The organism is Paenibacillus sp. JT31N17 (assembly GCF_056269255.1).
In genome coordinates, this window is sequence record NZ_JBWDNP010000001.1 from 392,870 (window position 1) to 406,473 (window position 13,604).

General features: G+C 52.2%; 16 protein-coding genes and 1 pseudogene. 15 read left to right on the forward strand and 2 right to left on the reverse strand.

The genetic code is table 11. The features are described from left to right. Window positions 1-125: 125 nt before the first annotated feature. The 4 genes from AC0YOB_RS01725 to AC0YOB_RS01740 all read left to right on the forward strand — a co-directional run bounded on the left by AC0YOB_RS01725 (window position 126) and on the right by AC0YOB_RS01740 (window position 3,280). The gene (locus AC0YOB_RS01725; protein ID WP_475791275.1) at window positions 126-944 is read left to right on the forward strand and encodes a hypothetical protein; all 819 of its coding nucleotides are present in this window, start codon (window positions 126-128) and stop codon (window positions 942-944) included. Window positions 945-1,072: 128 nt separating this feature from the next. After that, complete coding sequence (locus AC0YOB_RS01730; protein ID WP_210039369.1) at window positions 1,073-1,423, forward strand: PH domain-containing protein; 351 nt, start codon at window positions 1,073-1,075, stop codon at window positions 1,421-1,423. Window positions 1,424-1,605: 182 nt separating this feature from the next. Next, window positions 1,606-2,244 carry an HD domain-containing protein gene (locus AC0YOB_RS01735; protein WP_475791276.1) on the forward strand — a complete coding sequence of 213 codons (639 nt, stop codon included), beginning with the start codon at window positions 1,606-1,608 and terminating at the stop codon, window positions 2,242-2,244. A gap of 115 nt (window positions 2,245-2,359) precedes the next feature. Further along, entirely contained in the window at window positions 2,360-3,280 is a 921-nt protein-coding gene (locus tag AC0YOB_RS01740) for a LysR family transcriptional regulator (protein ID WP_475791277.1), read from the forward strand. Between the two features lie 74 nt (window positions 3,281-3,354). On the opposite strand, the gene AC0YOB_RS01745 is transcribed toward AC0YOB_RS01740, so the two are convergent. Beyond that, a complete protein-coding gene (locus AC0YOB_RS01745; protein ID WP_475791278.1) occupies window positions 3,355-4,110 on the reverse strand; it encodes an FAD-dependent monooxygenase in 756 nt (251 codons plus the stop codon). Here AC0YOB_RS01745 and AC0YOB_RS01750 point away from each other — a divergent pair. Further along, window positions 4,109-4,456, forward strand: coding sequence for a TetR/AcrR family transcriptional regulator C-terminal domain-containing protein (locus tag AC0YOB_RS01750; RefSeq protein ID WP_475792279.1), 348 nt, complete (start codon window positions 4,109-4,111; stop codon window positions 4,454-4,456). The two genes, AC0YOB_RS01745 and AC0YOB_RS01750, sit on opposite strands and share 2 nt — an antisense overlap. A 160-nt stretch (window positions 4,457-4,616) precedes the next feature. Here AC0YOB_RS01750 and AC0YOB_RS01755 read toward each other — a convergent pair whose 3' ends face one another. Continuing rightward, window positions 4,617-5,444: an oxidoreductase gene (locus tag AC0YOB_RS01755; RefSeq protein ID WP_475791279.1), complete on the reverse strand. Its 828-nt coding sequence runs from the start codon at window positions 5,442-5,444 to the stop codon at window positions 4,617-4,619. A 260-nt stretch (window positions 5,445-5,704) separates the two neighbouring features. Between AC0YOB_RS01755 and AC0YOB_RS01760 the strand changes: the two genes are divergently transcribed. From AC0YOB_RS01760 to AC0YOB_RS01805, 10 genes and pseudogenes are all read left to right on the forward strand, one after another. After that, on the forward strand, window positions 5,705-6,265 hold the full coding sequence (locus tag AC0YOB_RS01760; protein ID WP_475791280.1) for a TetR/AcrR family transcriptional regulator: 561 nt from the start codon (window positions 5,705-5,707) through the stop codon (window positions 6,263-6,265). Window positions 6,266-6,468: 203 nt separating this feature from the next. Beyond that, window positions 6,469-6,810: pseudogene (locus AC0YOB_RS01765) on the forward strand (YugN family protein); the annotation flags it as partial. Window positions 6,811-6,834: 24 nt separating this feature from the next. Beyond that, window positions 6,835-7,239, forward strand: a complete 405-nt coding sequence (locus AC0YOB_RS01770; protein WP_475792280.1) for a CBS domain-containing protein — start codon at window positions 6,835-6,837, stop codon at window positions 7,237-7,239. A gap of 109 nt (window positions 7,240-7,348) precedes the next feature. Beyond that, entirely contained in the window at window positions 7,349-8,050 is a 702-nt protein-coding gene (locus AC0YOB_RS01775; RefSeq protein ID WP_475791281.1) for a metal-dependent hydrolase, read from the forward strand. Window positions 8,051-8,264: 214 nt separating this feature from the next. Next, a complete protein-coding gene (locus AC0YOB_RS01780; RefSeq protein ID WP_475791282.1) occupies window positions 8,265-8,726 on the forward strand; it encodes a DoxX family protein in 462 nt (153 codons plus the stop codon). A gap of 23 nt (window positions 8,727-8,749) precedes the next feature. Continuing rightward, window positions 8,750-9,352 carry a TetR/AcrR family transcriptional regulator gene (locus tag AC0YOB_RS01785; RefSeq protein ID WP_475791283.1) on the forward strand — a complete coding sequence of 201 codons (603 nt, stop codon included), beginning with the start codon at window positions 8,750-8,752 and terminating at the stop codon, window positions 9,350-9,352. A 6-nt stretch (window positions 9,353-9,358) separates the two neighbouring features. Then, window positions 9,359-9,820, forward strand: a complete 462-nt coding sequence (locus AC0YOB_RS01790) for a DUF2269 family protein (protein WP_475791284.1) — start codon at window positions 9,359-9,361, stop codon at window positions 9,818-9,820. Window positions 9,821-9,987: 167 nt separating this feature from the next. Beyond that, the gene (locus AC0YOB_RS01795) at window positions 9,988-10,965 is read left to right on the forward strand and encodes an aldo/keto reductase (RefSeq protein ID WP_475791285.1); all 978 of its coding nucleotides are present in this window, start codon (window positions 9,988-9,990) and stop codon (window positions 10,963-10,965) included. Between the two features lie 128 nt (window positions 10,966-11,093). Next, window positions 11,094-11,762, forward strand: a complete 669-nt coding sequence (gene fsa, locus AC0YOB_RS01800; protein ID WP_475785461.1) for a fructose-6-phosphate aldolase — start codon at window positions 11,094-11,096, stop codon at window positions 11,760-11,762. A 186-nt stretch (window positions 11,763-11,948) separates the two neighbouring features. Continuing rightward, window positions 11,949-13,580 carry an NAD(P)H-hydrate dehydratase gene (locus AC0YOB_RS01805; RefSeq protein ID WP_475792281.1) on the forward strand — a complete coding sequence of 544 codons (1,632 nt, stop codon included), beginning with the start codon at window positions 11,949-11,951 and terminating at the stop codon, window positions 13,578-13,580. Window positions 13,581-13,604 lie beyond the last annotated feature (24 nt).

The following is a 13,604-nucleotide window of genomic DNA, read 5'->3' on the forward strand; positions in this document are numbered from 1 at the left end:
GAAATGATACGAAAGACCATAAAACGCACAATATGGCATCAACCTGTCAAAAAGCAGGATTCTTAAGGAGTGGAAAATACGTTATACTAGAGTCAATGTAGAGGGAAACGAGGCATTGGCTCAAAATGAATTCAACACATCCACGATCTTCAAGGCAGCGCATCTGGATCGCGGCAGCCGTAATCGGCGGGTTGATCCTGCTGTTTGCGGTTATTTTCATGCTGCTCCTGCATCGGCTGCAATCCGACGGTTCACGCTCGACCGTATCCCATCCGGCCGCAAATTATGAGTATTTGACAACAAAAGCGTCCAACGGCATCGAGCTTGATATCCTGAAAAGCCGTCCCTCGAACGTAACCCTGGAACGTATAGACCAGAATGTTACCCTGTCCGACTATTATGGCATTAACGGCGGATTTTTCTTCGAAGGCGATTTGCTGAGTATTGCGATGGTCGATGGATTCCCGGTAGCAGGCGCAGAGGAAGAGTATGGATCAGGTTATGAAAATGTCAAATACCCCCGCGGCACGCTTGCCTGGGACGGGGCGAAGGACGAGCTGAGCGTGCAGATCGTGGCCAAAGCGTCGGAGCTGAAGGTAACCGACCCCAACCGCTTCTGGGCACAAGGCGGAATCAGCATGAGCATTGGTCACGATGACATCTGGCGGCGGCAGGCCGATCAAGAGAATGCGCCCTTCCCCGATGATAAGCGGCTGAGGTCGGCTATGGTGTATGACAGCAAAGGCATGATCTATCTCGTGGTCAGCGGGATCGAAGGAACATTATCGGATTTCCGGGACGCGATTCTGGAAACCGTCGGCGACGGGCAACTGGTGGACGGCATTTTCGTCGACGGGGATGGATCCTCCCAGCTGCAGGCAGCCGAAGCGGTGCTGCCCGGCGATAACCGGCCGGTGCTGCAGATGGTGCGTTTGATTAATTAGTAACTCCCGCCCTGCGTTTACAACAACTCCCGGCTTCTGGAAGGATACTGGCAGAGATACTCGTTGAGCTATACCGGCATCCATTGTACAATAAGAAGCATAATCATCCTATTCAGGGAGTTGTTGAGATGCCTAGCGAGAACGTCCTTTGGGAAGGGAAGCCATTTAATTTCGGGATTCCGAGCTTTACGAAGTATACGATCACAGACCGCAGAATTATCGTGGAGAGAGGAATGCTCACCAAGAAACGCGAGGAAATTCAGCTGTACCGGATTCGCGATGTTTCCTTGAAGCGGAATTTGTTTGAGCGAATGATGAAATTAGGCGACATTACCATTCTTTCCACGGACACAAGCTCTCCTACGTATACGCTGCGGAATATTAAAGACAGCATCAAGGTAATGGATACGTTGGGCCTCGCTGCAGAGAATGCCCGAATCAAGAACCAGACGCATGAGCTTACGGAAATTCAGGTCTGATCCGGTTATTTAGATGTATTATATTGCAGGGAGATGGAGCTGCCGGCTAAAGGTGAGCTTCTTTTTTTGTATGCTATCATGTGTATTATCTATCATAATCATAGAAACAATAATATTGATGAATCATTATCGCTTCCAGTATGCTTTAGAAGCAGCAACATGATAATGAGGGGGACAACCAAATGACGACAAGGATAGCGGATATAATCATACCCGACAGCAAGCTGGCTTTGGAGGCGGCTGAGCTTCTGAGAGAACATGGTGATTCTCTGCTGTGGAATCACTCGCATCGCGTCTATCTGTTCGGTGCTCTACAAGGCGAGCAAGCACAATGGAAGTACGATGCAGAACTGCTTTATATCAGCGCGTTATTTCATGATTTGGGACTGACGAAAACCTACAGCAGCCCGGATAAACGATTTGAAGTGGATGGAGCGAACGCCGCACGCAGCTTTTTGCAGCAGCATGGCGTTCCGGATGAATCCGTTCGTCTGGTATGGGATGCCATTGCCCTGCACACGACAATCGGGGTTGCCCAGTACAAGGAGCCAGAGGTTGCCCTGATTTATTCCGGTGTAGGATACGATGTCATGGGAGAAAACTATGAGGGCATCTCTGAAGAGGTGCGCGAGCAGGTGGTATCCGCATTCCCTCGCGGCGATTTCAAGAACAAGATCCTGCATGCATTTCTGGAGGGCTTCAGGCATAAGCCGGAAACCACATTCGGCAATATCAAAGCCGATGTATGCGAGCTCCTGCTTCCCGGTTACAAGCGGACAAACTTCTGCGATTGCGTGCTTCATTCGCCCTGGAAGGAATAGCCCTGAAAAGAATCAGCAGGACAAAAATCAGACAATCCCCGGTATCGGGGGTTGTTTTCCTGTATAGTGGGGATAGTTGTTTTTTGCATGGCAATCCGGATTGAGGAGCGAAGATATGGAAATCAGACAGCTGGAGTATTTTGCGGCGATATGCCGTGAAAAGCATTTTACGCGGGCTGCGGAGAAATTAAATGTGACCCAGCCTACGCTCAGCCATCAAATCAAAGCGCTGGAGGATGAACTGGGAGTTCCTTTGTTCGACCGGATCGGCAAGAAGATTGCCATTACGGAAGCGGGACAGCTGCTGCTGAAGCACTGCGGACAAGTCTTCAACAGTCTAAGCAGCGCACGCGAAGAGATCAGCGAGCTGCAGAAGATCAAACGGGGCAGCCTTGCTGTAGGCGCGCTTCCGGGCGAGCTGAGCCAGCTTGTCTCATCGCTGCTGCTGGATTATCATCGGAGCCATCCCCATATTCTGGTCAAGGTTGTCAGCTCGGATGATGTGGCGGAGCGTATTCTTCGAAGCGAGCTTGATCTGGCGATTACGATCCTTCCTGTCGAAGATGAACGGATTACCGAGATTCCTTTGTACGACGAAGAGTTATGTCTGGTTGTTTCCAGCGGCCATCCGCTGGCTGCACGGGATGAGGCTGACATGGACGAAATCAGGGATTTGCCCTTTATCTTGTTTCCGCAAAATTACCGCTGCCGGGAGCAGATGGATCTGGCTTGCCGCGCCGAGGGGATCCATATTACGCCGGTTATCGAGACGGATTCAGCCGTGTCCATTATCAATCTGGTAGAGGAGCAGGCGGGAATCTCGATTCTTTCCAGGACGCTTCTGAATCTGGCCCATAATGATAAAATCAAAATTTTGAAATTGAATGCCCCCGCCTTACACAGAAAAATTGGCGTCATTCATCACCGGGACAGGTATACCGGGTTTGCGGCACGCGAGTTTATAGAACTTTTGCACCGGGGTGCTGACGTTTCGAGTCTTCCCGACCGCACCACACCAACATCAACAGAGCTATAAAATGCCTTCCGGCGATTTTACAACTCTGGTTTTGTATGCCCGTACTGTTATTCATAACAGTGCCGGCTGGATTTCTAAGCCACGGGAATGACCAGGGCGAGGTAGTTGGTGATCAACGCTGCATCTTCACTCTTGCATCTCACAGCAATATAACCATCGGGACGGATCAGCACAAGCTCGTTCCCTTCCGGGGCATACGCTCGGTAAGCATCTCCCCTCCGGTCAACGAATACATTTGCGGCTTTCATATCCGTTACGACAATCCGGTGGACGTGCAGTTCTTCACCTTCGATGCCCGGCAGAGGGGATTCGCTGTTATCCGTGAATGCGAGCAGCGTCCAGTGCGGACCCCGGAGAAGATCGAAGATGCTTCCTGCAAAATCCTCGCCGTACAGGCTTGAGGCGTCAGGCGCACGTTCTCCGGGCCGGGGACCTTGTGTACTTGCTTTAGCCATTGGCCGAGTGAGGGAACTGGCTGGGTAGGCGACGAGGAGACCGCTCGTGAGATCGTCACTGATCGTGGCGAGCGATGTTGACAGTTTGCCGCTTTCTGTGACGGTTTTCATGATGGCACCGAGCTTCTTCGTACTATCCTCGAGCACGGTTCGGGCGATGGGCCGGCGCTCTTCGTCATAAGTCTCAAGCAAAGCGGCATCAGCTCCCCGCAGTACAGCAGCAAGCTTCCATCCCAGATTGTAGGCGTCCTGCATCCCTGTGTTCATGCCCTGGCCGCCTGCCGGGGAGTGCACGTGTGCCGCGTCGCCTGCGAGAAAGACATTGCCGCGTTGGTAGCGGTCGACCATACGGACGTTCCTTGAACAGGCGCTCATTGCGTTTTGTGAACAAATTGTCGCTTCCACATTCGGGTCCTCGGACTACGCAGCGCTCATTCGGCTGGTAACGATGGAGGCTGCACATTTGCCGGAGTCGACCTACGACTGGTTGGACAGCGCTCCGGAGATAGCCATCGCGGAGCGGCTTGCAGAATTCGGACGCAGGGGACAGCTGGAAATTCCTGACCCTCAGCTTGCCGCCAGACACTTTGCCGCTCTGACTTTTCTCCTGGTGTTCAACAATATGGGGCCATCCCGCAAGACGGAAGCTGCGGCGGTCAAACGGACGATCGACGAAGGGGTACGTGCGTTTCTCCGCGCATATGCGCCCCGAATCACGTAATCCAACGGTTGCACTTTAATGCGGCTTGGGGCTGAACGGGCCGGGTAAACCCACCATCATAAGTGGTACCGGGCATGATTCGGCCGATTTTCCGGTGACGTTTAGTTTATCTGTACGGTAAACGCTATATAAAAGATAATTACCGCTGCGTGCCGCAGCTCTATTTTGCCATTCTGGTCGTAAAGAACATATGAAAACGGTCATAGCCGCGATCCGTCAATATGAATCGCATAAAAATAAAAAATCTCGCGAAGGAACCTGTCAAATAACGTGTTTTGGGCTTTTTCGCCAGGAGCGATTTCTCAATGGTCCGGGCCACGACATCCGGGTCGGAGGTGCTGCCGCCTGACGAAGCCATCAGCTTGGCGTTCATGACCGCAAGCTTCCGGTACGCGGTATGTCCGGATACCTTCAGCAGTGAATCGCTCGCGATCCCGCTCCATTCCGATTTGACGCCTCCGGGCTCAATAATAATGACATCGATTCCCATATCCTTAAGCTCGAGACGAAGGCAATCGCTCATCCCTTCAACCGCATATTTGGTAGCATGGTACCAGCTGCCCAGCGGTTCATGCGTTCTGCCGCCGATAGAGGAAATATTCACAATTTTCCCCGATTGATTATTCCGCATATAGGGCAGCACCAGCTGCGTCAATCTGGCCAAGCCGAAAACATTCACCTCAAACTGGTATTTTCCCTCCGAGAGGGGCACATCCTCCAAAGCGCCATATGAGCCGTATCCGGCATTATTGATCAATATATCGATGCGGCCCTCCTGCGCAATAATATGCGCTACCGCATCCTGCATGGATCCGTCATCCGATACGTCAAGCGCCAGCAAATGAATTCCCGCCTGCTCCAGATGACGCATCTTCTCAACCCTTCTTGCACCCGCATACACTGTGAACCCTTTGTTATGAAGCCGGATAGCGGCCGCTTCGCCGATCCCAGAAGAAGCCCCTGTAATCAGCACAACTTGTTTTTGCATGATGATCACTCCATTCATTTTGGAATTTAAATTCCACAAGAAATGTATAACTTCTAAGTGTGAATGTCAAGGATTTTCTTAAATAAGCTATAAATTCGATTTGTTTGTCTCTTTTTGACTTCTGGAATCAGTATGGGTATAATGAACTCAGAAATAAATCGGAATTTAAATTCCAATACAATAATGTATAGATCTCGGGTCGTTACGGGTTATCGTTGGAATCTTTTTTCCAAAGCCATTTGCCTGGAAGGGGAAGTTTGATGAGCAAGCTGGAAGATATTATGGAGGCTACGCTTGATTTGATTGTCGAGGAAGGGCTGGACTCTGTAACGTTCGCCAAAATATTCAAGAGGGCTTCGGTCGGCGCCGGGACAGTATATAATTATTTTGAAAATAAAGAGCAATTAATCAACGAGCTGTATAAGAATTCAAGATTGAATATGAGCAGCAGACTGCTGATTGATTACGATCCCGACTCAGGCTTGTATGCGCGATTCAAATGTCTGGTGCAGAATTACCTGAAGTATGCGCGGGATTTTTCACGTGAATTCATTTTCGTCGACAGTTATTCTTTCTCCTCATCGATACCTCCTGAAGTGCGAAATCTGAATGAGGACGGGGGAATCAGGGAGCTGCTATCCGTCATCCATGAAGGGCAAAGGCTTGGCATTCTCCAGGATATGGAGCCGTATATGTCGATTCAGATTGTGCATGGCATTATTTCTTCCATCGTCCGCGGGTTCCACATTCAGAAGTATCCGCTCAACGAGCTTCAGCTCCAGCAAACCGTTGATGCCTGCTGGAAAGCGATAAAATTCTGAGGCTGGACAGCCTTGTCTTCAGCATATAAGGCAGCTTATTGGCGTTTCCTTCTCCTCTTATCGAAAAATTCAAACAATAGCCATGAAAAGGGCACAGTTTAGCCCTAATTGGCCGCATACAGAGGGATGATTCTAAAGTAATGTAGGAGTAGAAGGAAGTATTGGCGCGTAAGCAGCAAAAAATGCTTTAGGAGGTTTTTCGTATGATTATTGAAAATGCGGGCATTAAAGGAATTGTCAATGATCTTGCTTATCTGGACGAAGTAACGACGAAGCTTGGTTTCGTTCGTTGGCAGTGGGAATATACACGGGCTACGTATGATTTGAAAATAGAAGAAAAATCCGATGGCGAGGATTATTTTCTCCGCTTCAATGCCAGAGCCATTGAGGGCAAGCTGGAATCTCCTTATGCGGTGCTGCAGCTGGGAGACGCCTATATTGGCAGAGCCACTTTCCCGCATGGCCTGGATTATGAATCGCCGATTCCGGAGACCGTCCTGAGGGTGTCCCGGCGCAAATTGTCGGAGCTGCAAAGTCTGCTGAGCCACTCTGAAGGCGTGAAGGAAATTATGACCAGAGACTGCGTCACGGTGCCGGTCCATGCCAGTCTGCATGATGCCGCCCTGCTTATGAAAGAACGCAATATCGGCTTTCTTCCGGTCATTGGCGAGGGCAAGGAACTGGCAGGCGTCATTACGGACCGCGATCTGGTTATCCGCGGCTATGCGGATCATCAGGACGAGTCGGTGACGGTCGGCGAGATCGTCAGCAAGGACATCACAACAATATTGCCAAGCACGACGATAGAGGAAGCGGCCAGGATTATGGCAAAAGAGCAGGTCCGCCGACTTCCCGTAGTGGACAATGGACGGCTGCTCGGCATCGTAGCGCTGGGGGATATTGCCTCGCGTAAAATCCTGGCCCACGAGGCCGGAGAAGCACTGGGTCAAATCTCGCTGCCGGAGCAGGCCTGATTCATCATTCATGTAGAAATCGTGAAGCCCCCGGGATCAACTTGATCTCGGGGGCTTTTTATAGGTATGATTACGTTGAACCATAAGCAGGATGGAGGGATATAAAACAATGGAAATTATATTTCATGGACACTCTTGTGTACAGCTTGTAACGGAAGGCAAGTCTCTGCTGATTGATCCTTTCCTGAGCGGCAACCCGCTCACAGCTATCAAGCCGGAGGAGATCAAGACCGACGCGATTCTGCTCACGCATGCGCATGGGGATCATATTCTGGATGCGGAGCCGATTGCCCGCAATAACGACGCTCCGGTCGTTGCCATTGTAGAGCTTGCGACCTACATGTCCTGGAAAGGCGTCAAAACCGTTGGCATGAACATGGGCGGGACGTTCGATCTTGGCTTCGCGCAGGCCAAAATGATACAGGCCTTCCACAGCTCGGGTATCGTGCTGGAGGACGAGCAGCGGATCATGTACGCAGGGATGCCGGCGGGTTATATCATCCGTGCCGAAGGACTGACGATTCTTCATGCTGGCGATACATCATTATTTGGCGATATGAAGATGATCGGCGAGCGTTATAAGATCGATGTCGCTTTTGTTCCAATCGGCGGCCATTTCACAATGGACCCGGAGGATGCTCTACAGGCAGCAAAGTGGTACGGCGCCAAGCTGACCATACCTGTTCATTACGATACTTTCCCGCCTATCCGCCAGGACGGGAGCGCGTTCGTCAAGGCTCTGGAGGAACAAGGCTTGAGAGGCCAGGTGCTGGCACCAGGCGAGCGGATCGAACTCCACGCACAGAATTAAGCGGCCATCGCGAGGCGGTGCCGGTTCACAAGAGAGAAAGCCCTCAGGATCATTGGATCCTGAGGGCTTTCTCCTTCCAGCTTTGAAGGAGCTGTACTTGGATACCATAAACGATAAAACGGAAGAAAAATATGTGATTTCTTATTTACAAACCGATGGTCGGTATATATAATAACGGTATAATATGATTCGATTAAGGATGGTGAATGGAAGCATGGCGCCGCTTATTGGTCTTATGGGTTCTTTTCTTGTTTTTCGGATAATCGGGTGGTCAGGATGGGAATATGTGAATGATTGGGGGATTGCGCTCCGCTTTGCGGTGGCAGTGATGTTTCTGCTGACTGCCTCGGGGCACTGGGGGAAGCTTCGCAGGGAACTGATTGCCATGGTTCCTCCAAGGCTGCCCCGCCCTGCATTCATAGTTACGCTGACCGGATGGCTGGAAATTGCCGGAGCCGTAGGGATGGTCATACCCGCGACGGCAGCCATTGCTGCGGCCGCTCTTGCGCTCATGCTGCTGGCTATGTTTCCGGCAAACGTATACGCAGCCAATCGCAAGCTCACGCTTGGCGGCAAGCCGGTATTTTCGCTGGTTCCGCGAACGGGACTGCAAATTATTTTCCTGGCTGCCGTCATACTGGCCGGGTGGCTTCCGCTGCAGGCTGTGACAACCTGACAATAGAAAGGACGGATTTAAGGATGAAACAGGAAGACCGGCGTGAACAGACCAGGCGGCTGCTGCTGGAGACAACGGAGGAGCTGATTCTGGAACAAGGCTGCAGCAAAACGACCCTGAACGATATTATGCAGCGCTCCGGGCTGTCCAAAGGGGCCATATTTCATTATGTATCGGGAAAAGACGAATTGTTTGCCCAAGTACTCGAAGCAAAGCTCGAACAGAAGAACGAGAATTTCATGAAAGCTGCAGGGACGAAGGAATTCGATGGACCGATGAATACCATTTCAAGCGGATTTGCACAATTGGAGAACCGCAATGACGCGGCCAATCTCATTCTGATGTATTTAATCGGCAAAAGCGACCGGCCGGAGGTTGCCCAAATCGTCGGCAAATTTTATAACCAGGCGGTGGCAACCTCCAAAAGCTGGATAGTAACAGGCCAGAACGCCGGAGTTATTCCTGCTGGCCTTGATCCGGATCAAACGGCCGAGTTGTTTGAGCTGATTACTTTTGGACTGCGGGTGCGGAGCTTCTTTGGGGCCGCGGATTCCGCTTTTGGCACGAAAGAATATGCCGGGTTTATATCCGGGATTCTGCAGCCCGGACGCAAAAAGGAGGACTGACAAGCCATGAAGCTTCTCTTATTCATTCATCTTATCGGCTGCGTGCTGTTTCTGGGCAATATTATAACAGCGGCATTTTGGAAGGTTCGGGCCGATGTGAAGGGCGATGCGGCCATGATTCACCAGACGGCAAAGAATGTGATGCTGGCCGATTATGCATTTACGCTGCCGGGACTTGTGCTGATCGTGGTATCCGGCATCATGATGGCAGTGAAGTCAGGTTACGCAATGTGGGGGATGAGCTGGCTGACAGCCTCGTTGATTTTGTTCGTTATCACGGGCATTCTGTGGGCAGCGGTGCTGCTGCCGCTTCAGAGGGGAATGATCAGGCTAAGCGCCGAAGCGGTCAGCGGCGGCGGGGTTTCGCCAGCATACCGGAGAATGTCCGCGTATTGGGCGGTATTTGGGACATTGGCGACGCTTGCCCCCGTTGTAATTTTGTTCTTTATGATCAGCAAGCCTTTTTAAAAGCAGTAGCTTGCTATTTAGGTATTATTTGATCAGCCGCGTATAATAATAGATCCGATCCAATTGAAGGTTTTCATTTCTCTATGGACGTCTTCACTCGTTCTGACCAAATAGGGTATGATAAAGCTCTGGAGCTTTTTACATATCTGGACAGGAGTGTGGATGGTATGGAATATCGTTATCTTGGGGCAAGCGGAGTGAAGGTCTCCGTTCTGGGGCTGGGCACGAATTCATTTGGTACAAGAGCGGACAAAGAGGCATCCATGGGAATTATTCATCACGCCCTGGACAATGGAATCAATTTTATCGATACCGCGAATATCTACACCAAATCCGAATCCGAGAAAATAATCGGTGAGGCGCTGGAGGGGCATCGGCACCAGGTCGTACTGGCAACCAAAGCCGGGCTTGTAAAGGGTGAAGGCCCCAATGAAAGAGGCTCATCCCGTCATCATTTGATGATGGAGCTGGAAGCAAGCCTGAAACGGCTAAAGACCGATTATATTGATCTTTACCAAATCCACACATTTGATCCCAATACGCCGCTTGAAGAAACGCTGCGGGCTTTGGACGATATGGTGCGTGCAGGGAAGGTCCGTTATATCGGGGCTTCCAATTATGCCGCCTGGGAGCTGATGAAGGCGATTGGCATCTCGGAGAAGTCGGGACTCAACCGTTTTGTATCCAATCAGGTCAGTTATTCCCTGGCGGATCGCATTCCTGAGAATGAGCTTGTCCCGATGTGCCTCGATCAGGGCGTGGGCATCATTCCTTATTTCCCGCTGGCGGGGGGCATTCTGACAGGCAAATATAATTCACCGGAAGCGGCGCCGGAAGGCTCGCGGGCGGATAAGGATCCCAATTTCAAAAGATATCTCGGCGGCGACAAGATCCGTTTGGGGCAGGAGGTCGCACGATTGGCGGAGGCCCATGGGTACAGCCCCGGAGTGCTGTCGATCGCCTGGCTGATCCGCAGGCCTGCAGTCTCAACCGTTATTGTCGGGGCTACTAAAGCCGGGCAGCTTACCGAGAATCTGGCAAGTGTTCCGCTTGCCATCGGTGCCGGGCTTGGGGCAGAGCTGGACGAGCTCAGCCGTTCATTCCGTTACGGCGAGCCGTTTGCTCTCTTCCGCCTGCCATCCTAGCCGCCCTTACATTATTTTGGCATATGTTCTATAATAATTGATGATGCGACATTGTTCATGCAAGGTATTCTTGTGCTTGAATCCGTTGGACAAGCCGTGAGCAGACAAAAATACTGGAGGTTAGGGAAATGAAATTCTTTATTGACAGTGCAAATATCGAGGATATTAAGAAAGCATACAAAATTGGAGTTTTGTCCGGAGTTACGACCAATCCGTCCCTGGTTGCCAAGGAAGGCATCAAATTCGAAGACCGCATTGCCGAAATTTTGCAGCTTGTGCCTGAGGTTGAATCTGTTTCCGCAGAAGTAACGCCAGACGCGATCACTGCTGAAGATATGAAAGCCGAGGCCGATGAGCTGATCAAAATAAACGGCGGCGACAAAAATGTCACCATCAAAGTCCCTATGACCCTTGCAGGCCTGGAAACATGCCGCTACCTCGCCAAAAAAGGCGTCAAAGTCAATGTAACGCTGATCTTCACCGTGAACCAGGCGCTGCTCGCCGCCCGTGCAGGCGCGGCTTACGTGTCTCCGTTCCTGGGCCGCCTGGACGATATTTCGGAAGACGGCGTCCTGCTGGTCGCGAAAATCGCTGAGCTGTTCCGCGTGCATAATCTGGATGCGCAAATCATCGCCGCTTCCGTCCGCCACCCGGATCACGTTACCCGCGTAGCGATGGCTGGCGCGCATATTGCGACTATCCCATACAGCGTTATCGAGCAGCTGACGAAACATCCTTTGACAGACCAAGGCATCGAGAAATTCGCTGCCGACTGGGTGAAGGCTGTCAAGAACTAAAACCCCCGGTCACAGCTTGGCAATCGTACGGAGCCCAAACCTTCCTGCCGGAAGGTTTGGGCTTTTTTGACCTTTGCCGCTTATGGATATAATGGATGGATTCGGGTTGTACGGTTCATTTCAGCCGGAAACGGGGATGAATAGTTCAAAGAAGAAAGGAGGGGTTATCCGGTGACAGTGAATGAAATGTATCTGGTTACAGCAGCAGAAATGAGGGAAATAGACAGGCATGCCATTGAAGCGACCGGCCTGCCGGCAATGGTTCTGATGGAGAATGCCGGGCGGGCGATTGCGGAGGAAGCGGTGGAATTTGCACGCAAGCAGGGCAAGGAATGCGGCCGGAATGGACAAGGCAGCGGGTTCCGCTGGCTGATTCTTGCCGGCAAAGGGAACAACGGCGGGGACGGTCTTGTCTGTGCAAGACATCTGGCTGAGATGGGGTATGAAGTGGGTATTGTTTACGCGGTGCGTCCTGATGAGTTGAAGGCTGAAGCGGCGCTGCAGCGGGATATTGTACGGAAGCTCGGCTTGTCAGAGCTTCCGGAAGCCGTGAATGAAGACGGTTCCTGGGAAATTTCCTGGCGCAGCTGGGACGGCATTATTGATTCCTTGCTGGGAACCGGGACGACAGGCGAGCCCCGCGAACCGTACGCTTCGCTCATTCGGGCGGCAAATTCCAGCGGACTGCCCATTATTGCGGCAGATATTCCAAGCGGGCTGGATGCGGATACCGGAGCGGTATCCGATGCTTGCATGAAGGCGGATCTGACCGTGGCGCTTGCATATACCAAGCGCGGTCTGCTGCTGCACCCGGGAGCCGAAGCAGCCGGCAGGGTCGTGGTTCGTTCTATCGGCATCGCGGAGGATCTGGCCAAGTTTATTGGCGTAAATACATATGTATTGGATACCTCCGGCTTGTCCTTCAAATTAAATCTGCAATTTCCCCAAAACAGGCCGCAGGATTCCCATAAAGGCACATATGGTCATGTGCTGGTTCTGGCCGGCTCCGCTGCAATGAGCGGCGCGGGCGTATTGTGCACGAAAGCCGCATTAAGAGGCGGCAGCGGGCTGGTCAGCTGGGCGCTGCCGGGGCGTCTGGCGCCGGAAATGATGGGAGTGCTGCCGGAAGCGATGCTCCTTGGTCTTGACGATGGCGGGAGCGGACAATGGGGTGCGGCGCATATACCGGATCTGCTCGCAGCGGCCAAGGGAAAGCAGGCGGTCGTGATCGGGCCGGGTCTCGGCAGATGGGAGGGCGACGCGAAATGGCTTCAGGAGCTGTGGGAAGGCGTCGAAGCGCCGATGGTTATCGATGCCGATGCGCTCAATATGTGGGCCGATTACAGGAAGCTCGCGGATGAAAGGTCTAAGGATCTGTCTGTTGAAGCAAATGACAGTGCGCAGGCTCCGGCTGCCTGGCAGCAGCGGGAAGCAGCGACGATTATTACGCCGCATCCCGGCGAAATGGCGCGGCTGTGCGGGTTAAGCACGCCGGAGGTGCAGCGTGACCGGATCGGGATTGCGCGCAGCTTTGCCAGGGAGCAGGATGTGATTGTTGTGCTTAAAGGGGCTCGGACGGTGGTAGCGGCTCCAGATGGGGATGTCTATGTCAATACGACGGGGAATCCCGGGATGTCTACCGGGGGTTCGGGGGATGTGCTTGCAGGTATAATCGGCAGCCTGCTCGCCCAGGGTCTGGATGCGATTCAGGCCGCTGCCCTCGGGGTATACTGGCACGGTATGGCGGGGGATCGGGCCGCTGCATCCAGATGGTCCAATGCTTCGCTCATTGCGGGCGATATTATTGATGCTTTGTAAGCCGGGTTCCCATGCAGGACATGA

What these genes read in the sequence shown, in the direction of transcription:
- AC0YOB_RS01725 (WP_475791275.1), top strand. Translation starts at nt 126, where the DNA reads ATGAATTCAACACATCCACGATCTTCAAGGCAGCGCATCTGGATCGCG.
- AC0YOB_RS01730 (WP_210039369.1), top strand. Translation starts at nt 1,073, where the DNA reads ATGCCTAGCGAGAACGTCCTTTGGGAAGGGAAGCCATTTAATTTCGGG.
- AC0YOB_RS01735 (WP_475791276.1), top strand. Translation starts at nt 1,606, where the DNA reads ATGACGACAAGGATAGCGGATATAATCATACCCGACAGCAAGCTGGCT.
- AC0YOB_RS01740 (WP_475791277.1), top strand. Translation starts at nt 2,360, where the DNA reads ATGGAAATCAGACAGCTGGAGTATTTTGCGGCGATATGCCGTGAAAAG.
- AC0YOB_RS01745 (WP_475791278.1), bottom strand. Translation starts at nt 4,110, where the DNA reads ATGAGCGCCTGTTCAAGGAACGTCCGTATGGTCGACCGCTACCAACGC.
- AC0YOB_RS01755 (WP_475791279.1), bottom strand. Translation starts at nt 5,444, where the DNA reads ATGCAAAAACAAGTTGTGCTGATTACAGGGGCTTCTTCTGGGATCGGC.
- AC0YOB_RS01760 (WP_475791280.1), top strand. Translation starts at nt 5,705, where the DNA reads ATGAGCAAGCTGGAAGATATTATGGAGGCTACGCTTGATTTGATTGTC.
- AC0YOB_RS01770 (WP_475792280.1), top strand. Translation starts at nt 6,835, where the DNA reads ATGACCAGAGACTGCGTCACGGTGCCGGTCCATGCCAGTCTGCATGAT.
- AC0YOB_RS01775 (WP_475791281.1), top strand. Translation starts at nt 7,349, where the DNA reads ATGGAAATTATATTTCATGGACACTCTTGTGTACAGCTTGTAACGGAA.
- AC0YOB_RS01780 (WP_475791282.1), top strand. Translation starts at nt 8,265, where the DNA reads ATGGCGCCGCTTATTGGTCTTATGGGTTCTTTTCTTGTTTTTCGGATA.
- AC0YOB_RS01785 (WP_475791283.1), top strand. Translation starts at nt 8,750, where the DNA reads ATGAAACAGGAAGACCGGCGTGAACAGACCAGGCGGCTGCTGCTGGAG.
- AC0YOB_RS01790 (WP_475791284.1), top strand. Translation starts at nt 9,359, where the DNA reads ATGAAGCTTCTCTTATTCATTCATCTTATCGGCTGCGTGCTGTTTCTG.
- AC0YOB_RS01795 (WP_475791285.1), top strand. Translation starts at nt 9,988, where the DNA reads ATGGAATATCGTTATCTTGGGGCAAGCGGAGTGAAGGTCTCCGTTCTG.
- fsa (WP_475785461.1), top strand. Translation starts at nt 11,094, where the DNA reads ATGAAATTCTTTATTGACAGTGCAAATATCGAGGATATTAAGAAAGCA.
- AC0YOB_RS01805 (WP_475792281.1), top strand. Translation starts at nt 11,949, where the DNA reads ATGTATCTGGTTACAGCAGCAGAAATGAGGGAAATAGACAGGCATGCC.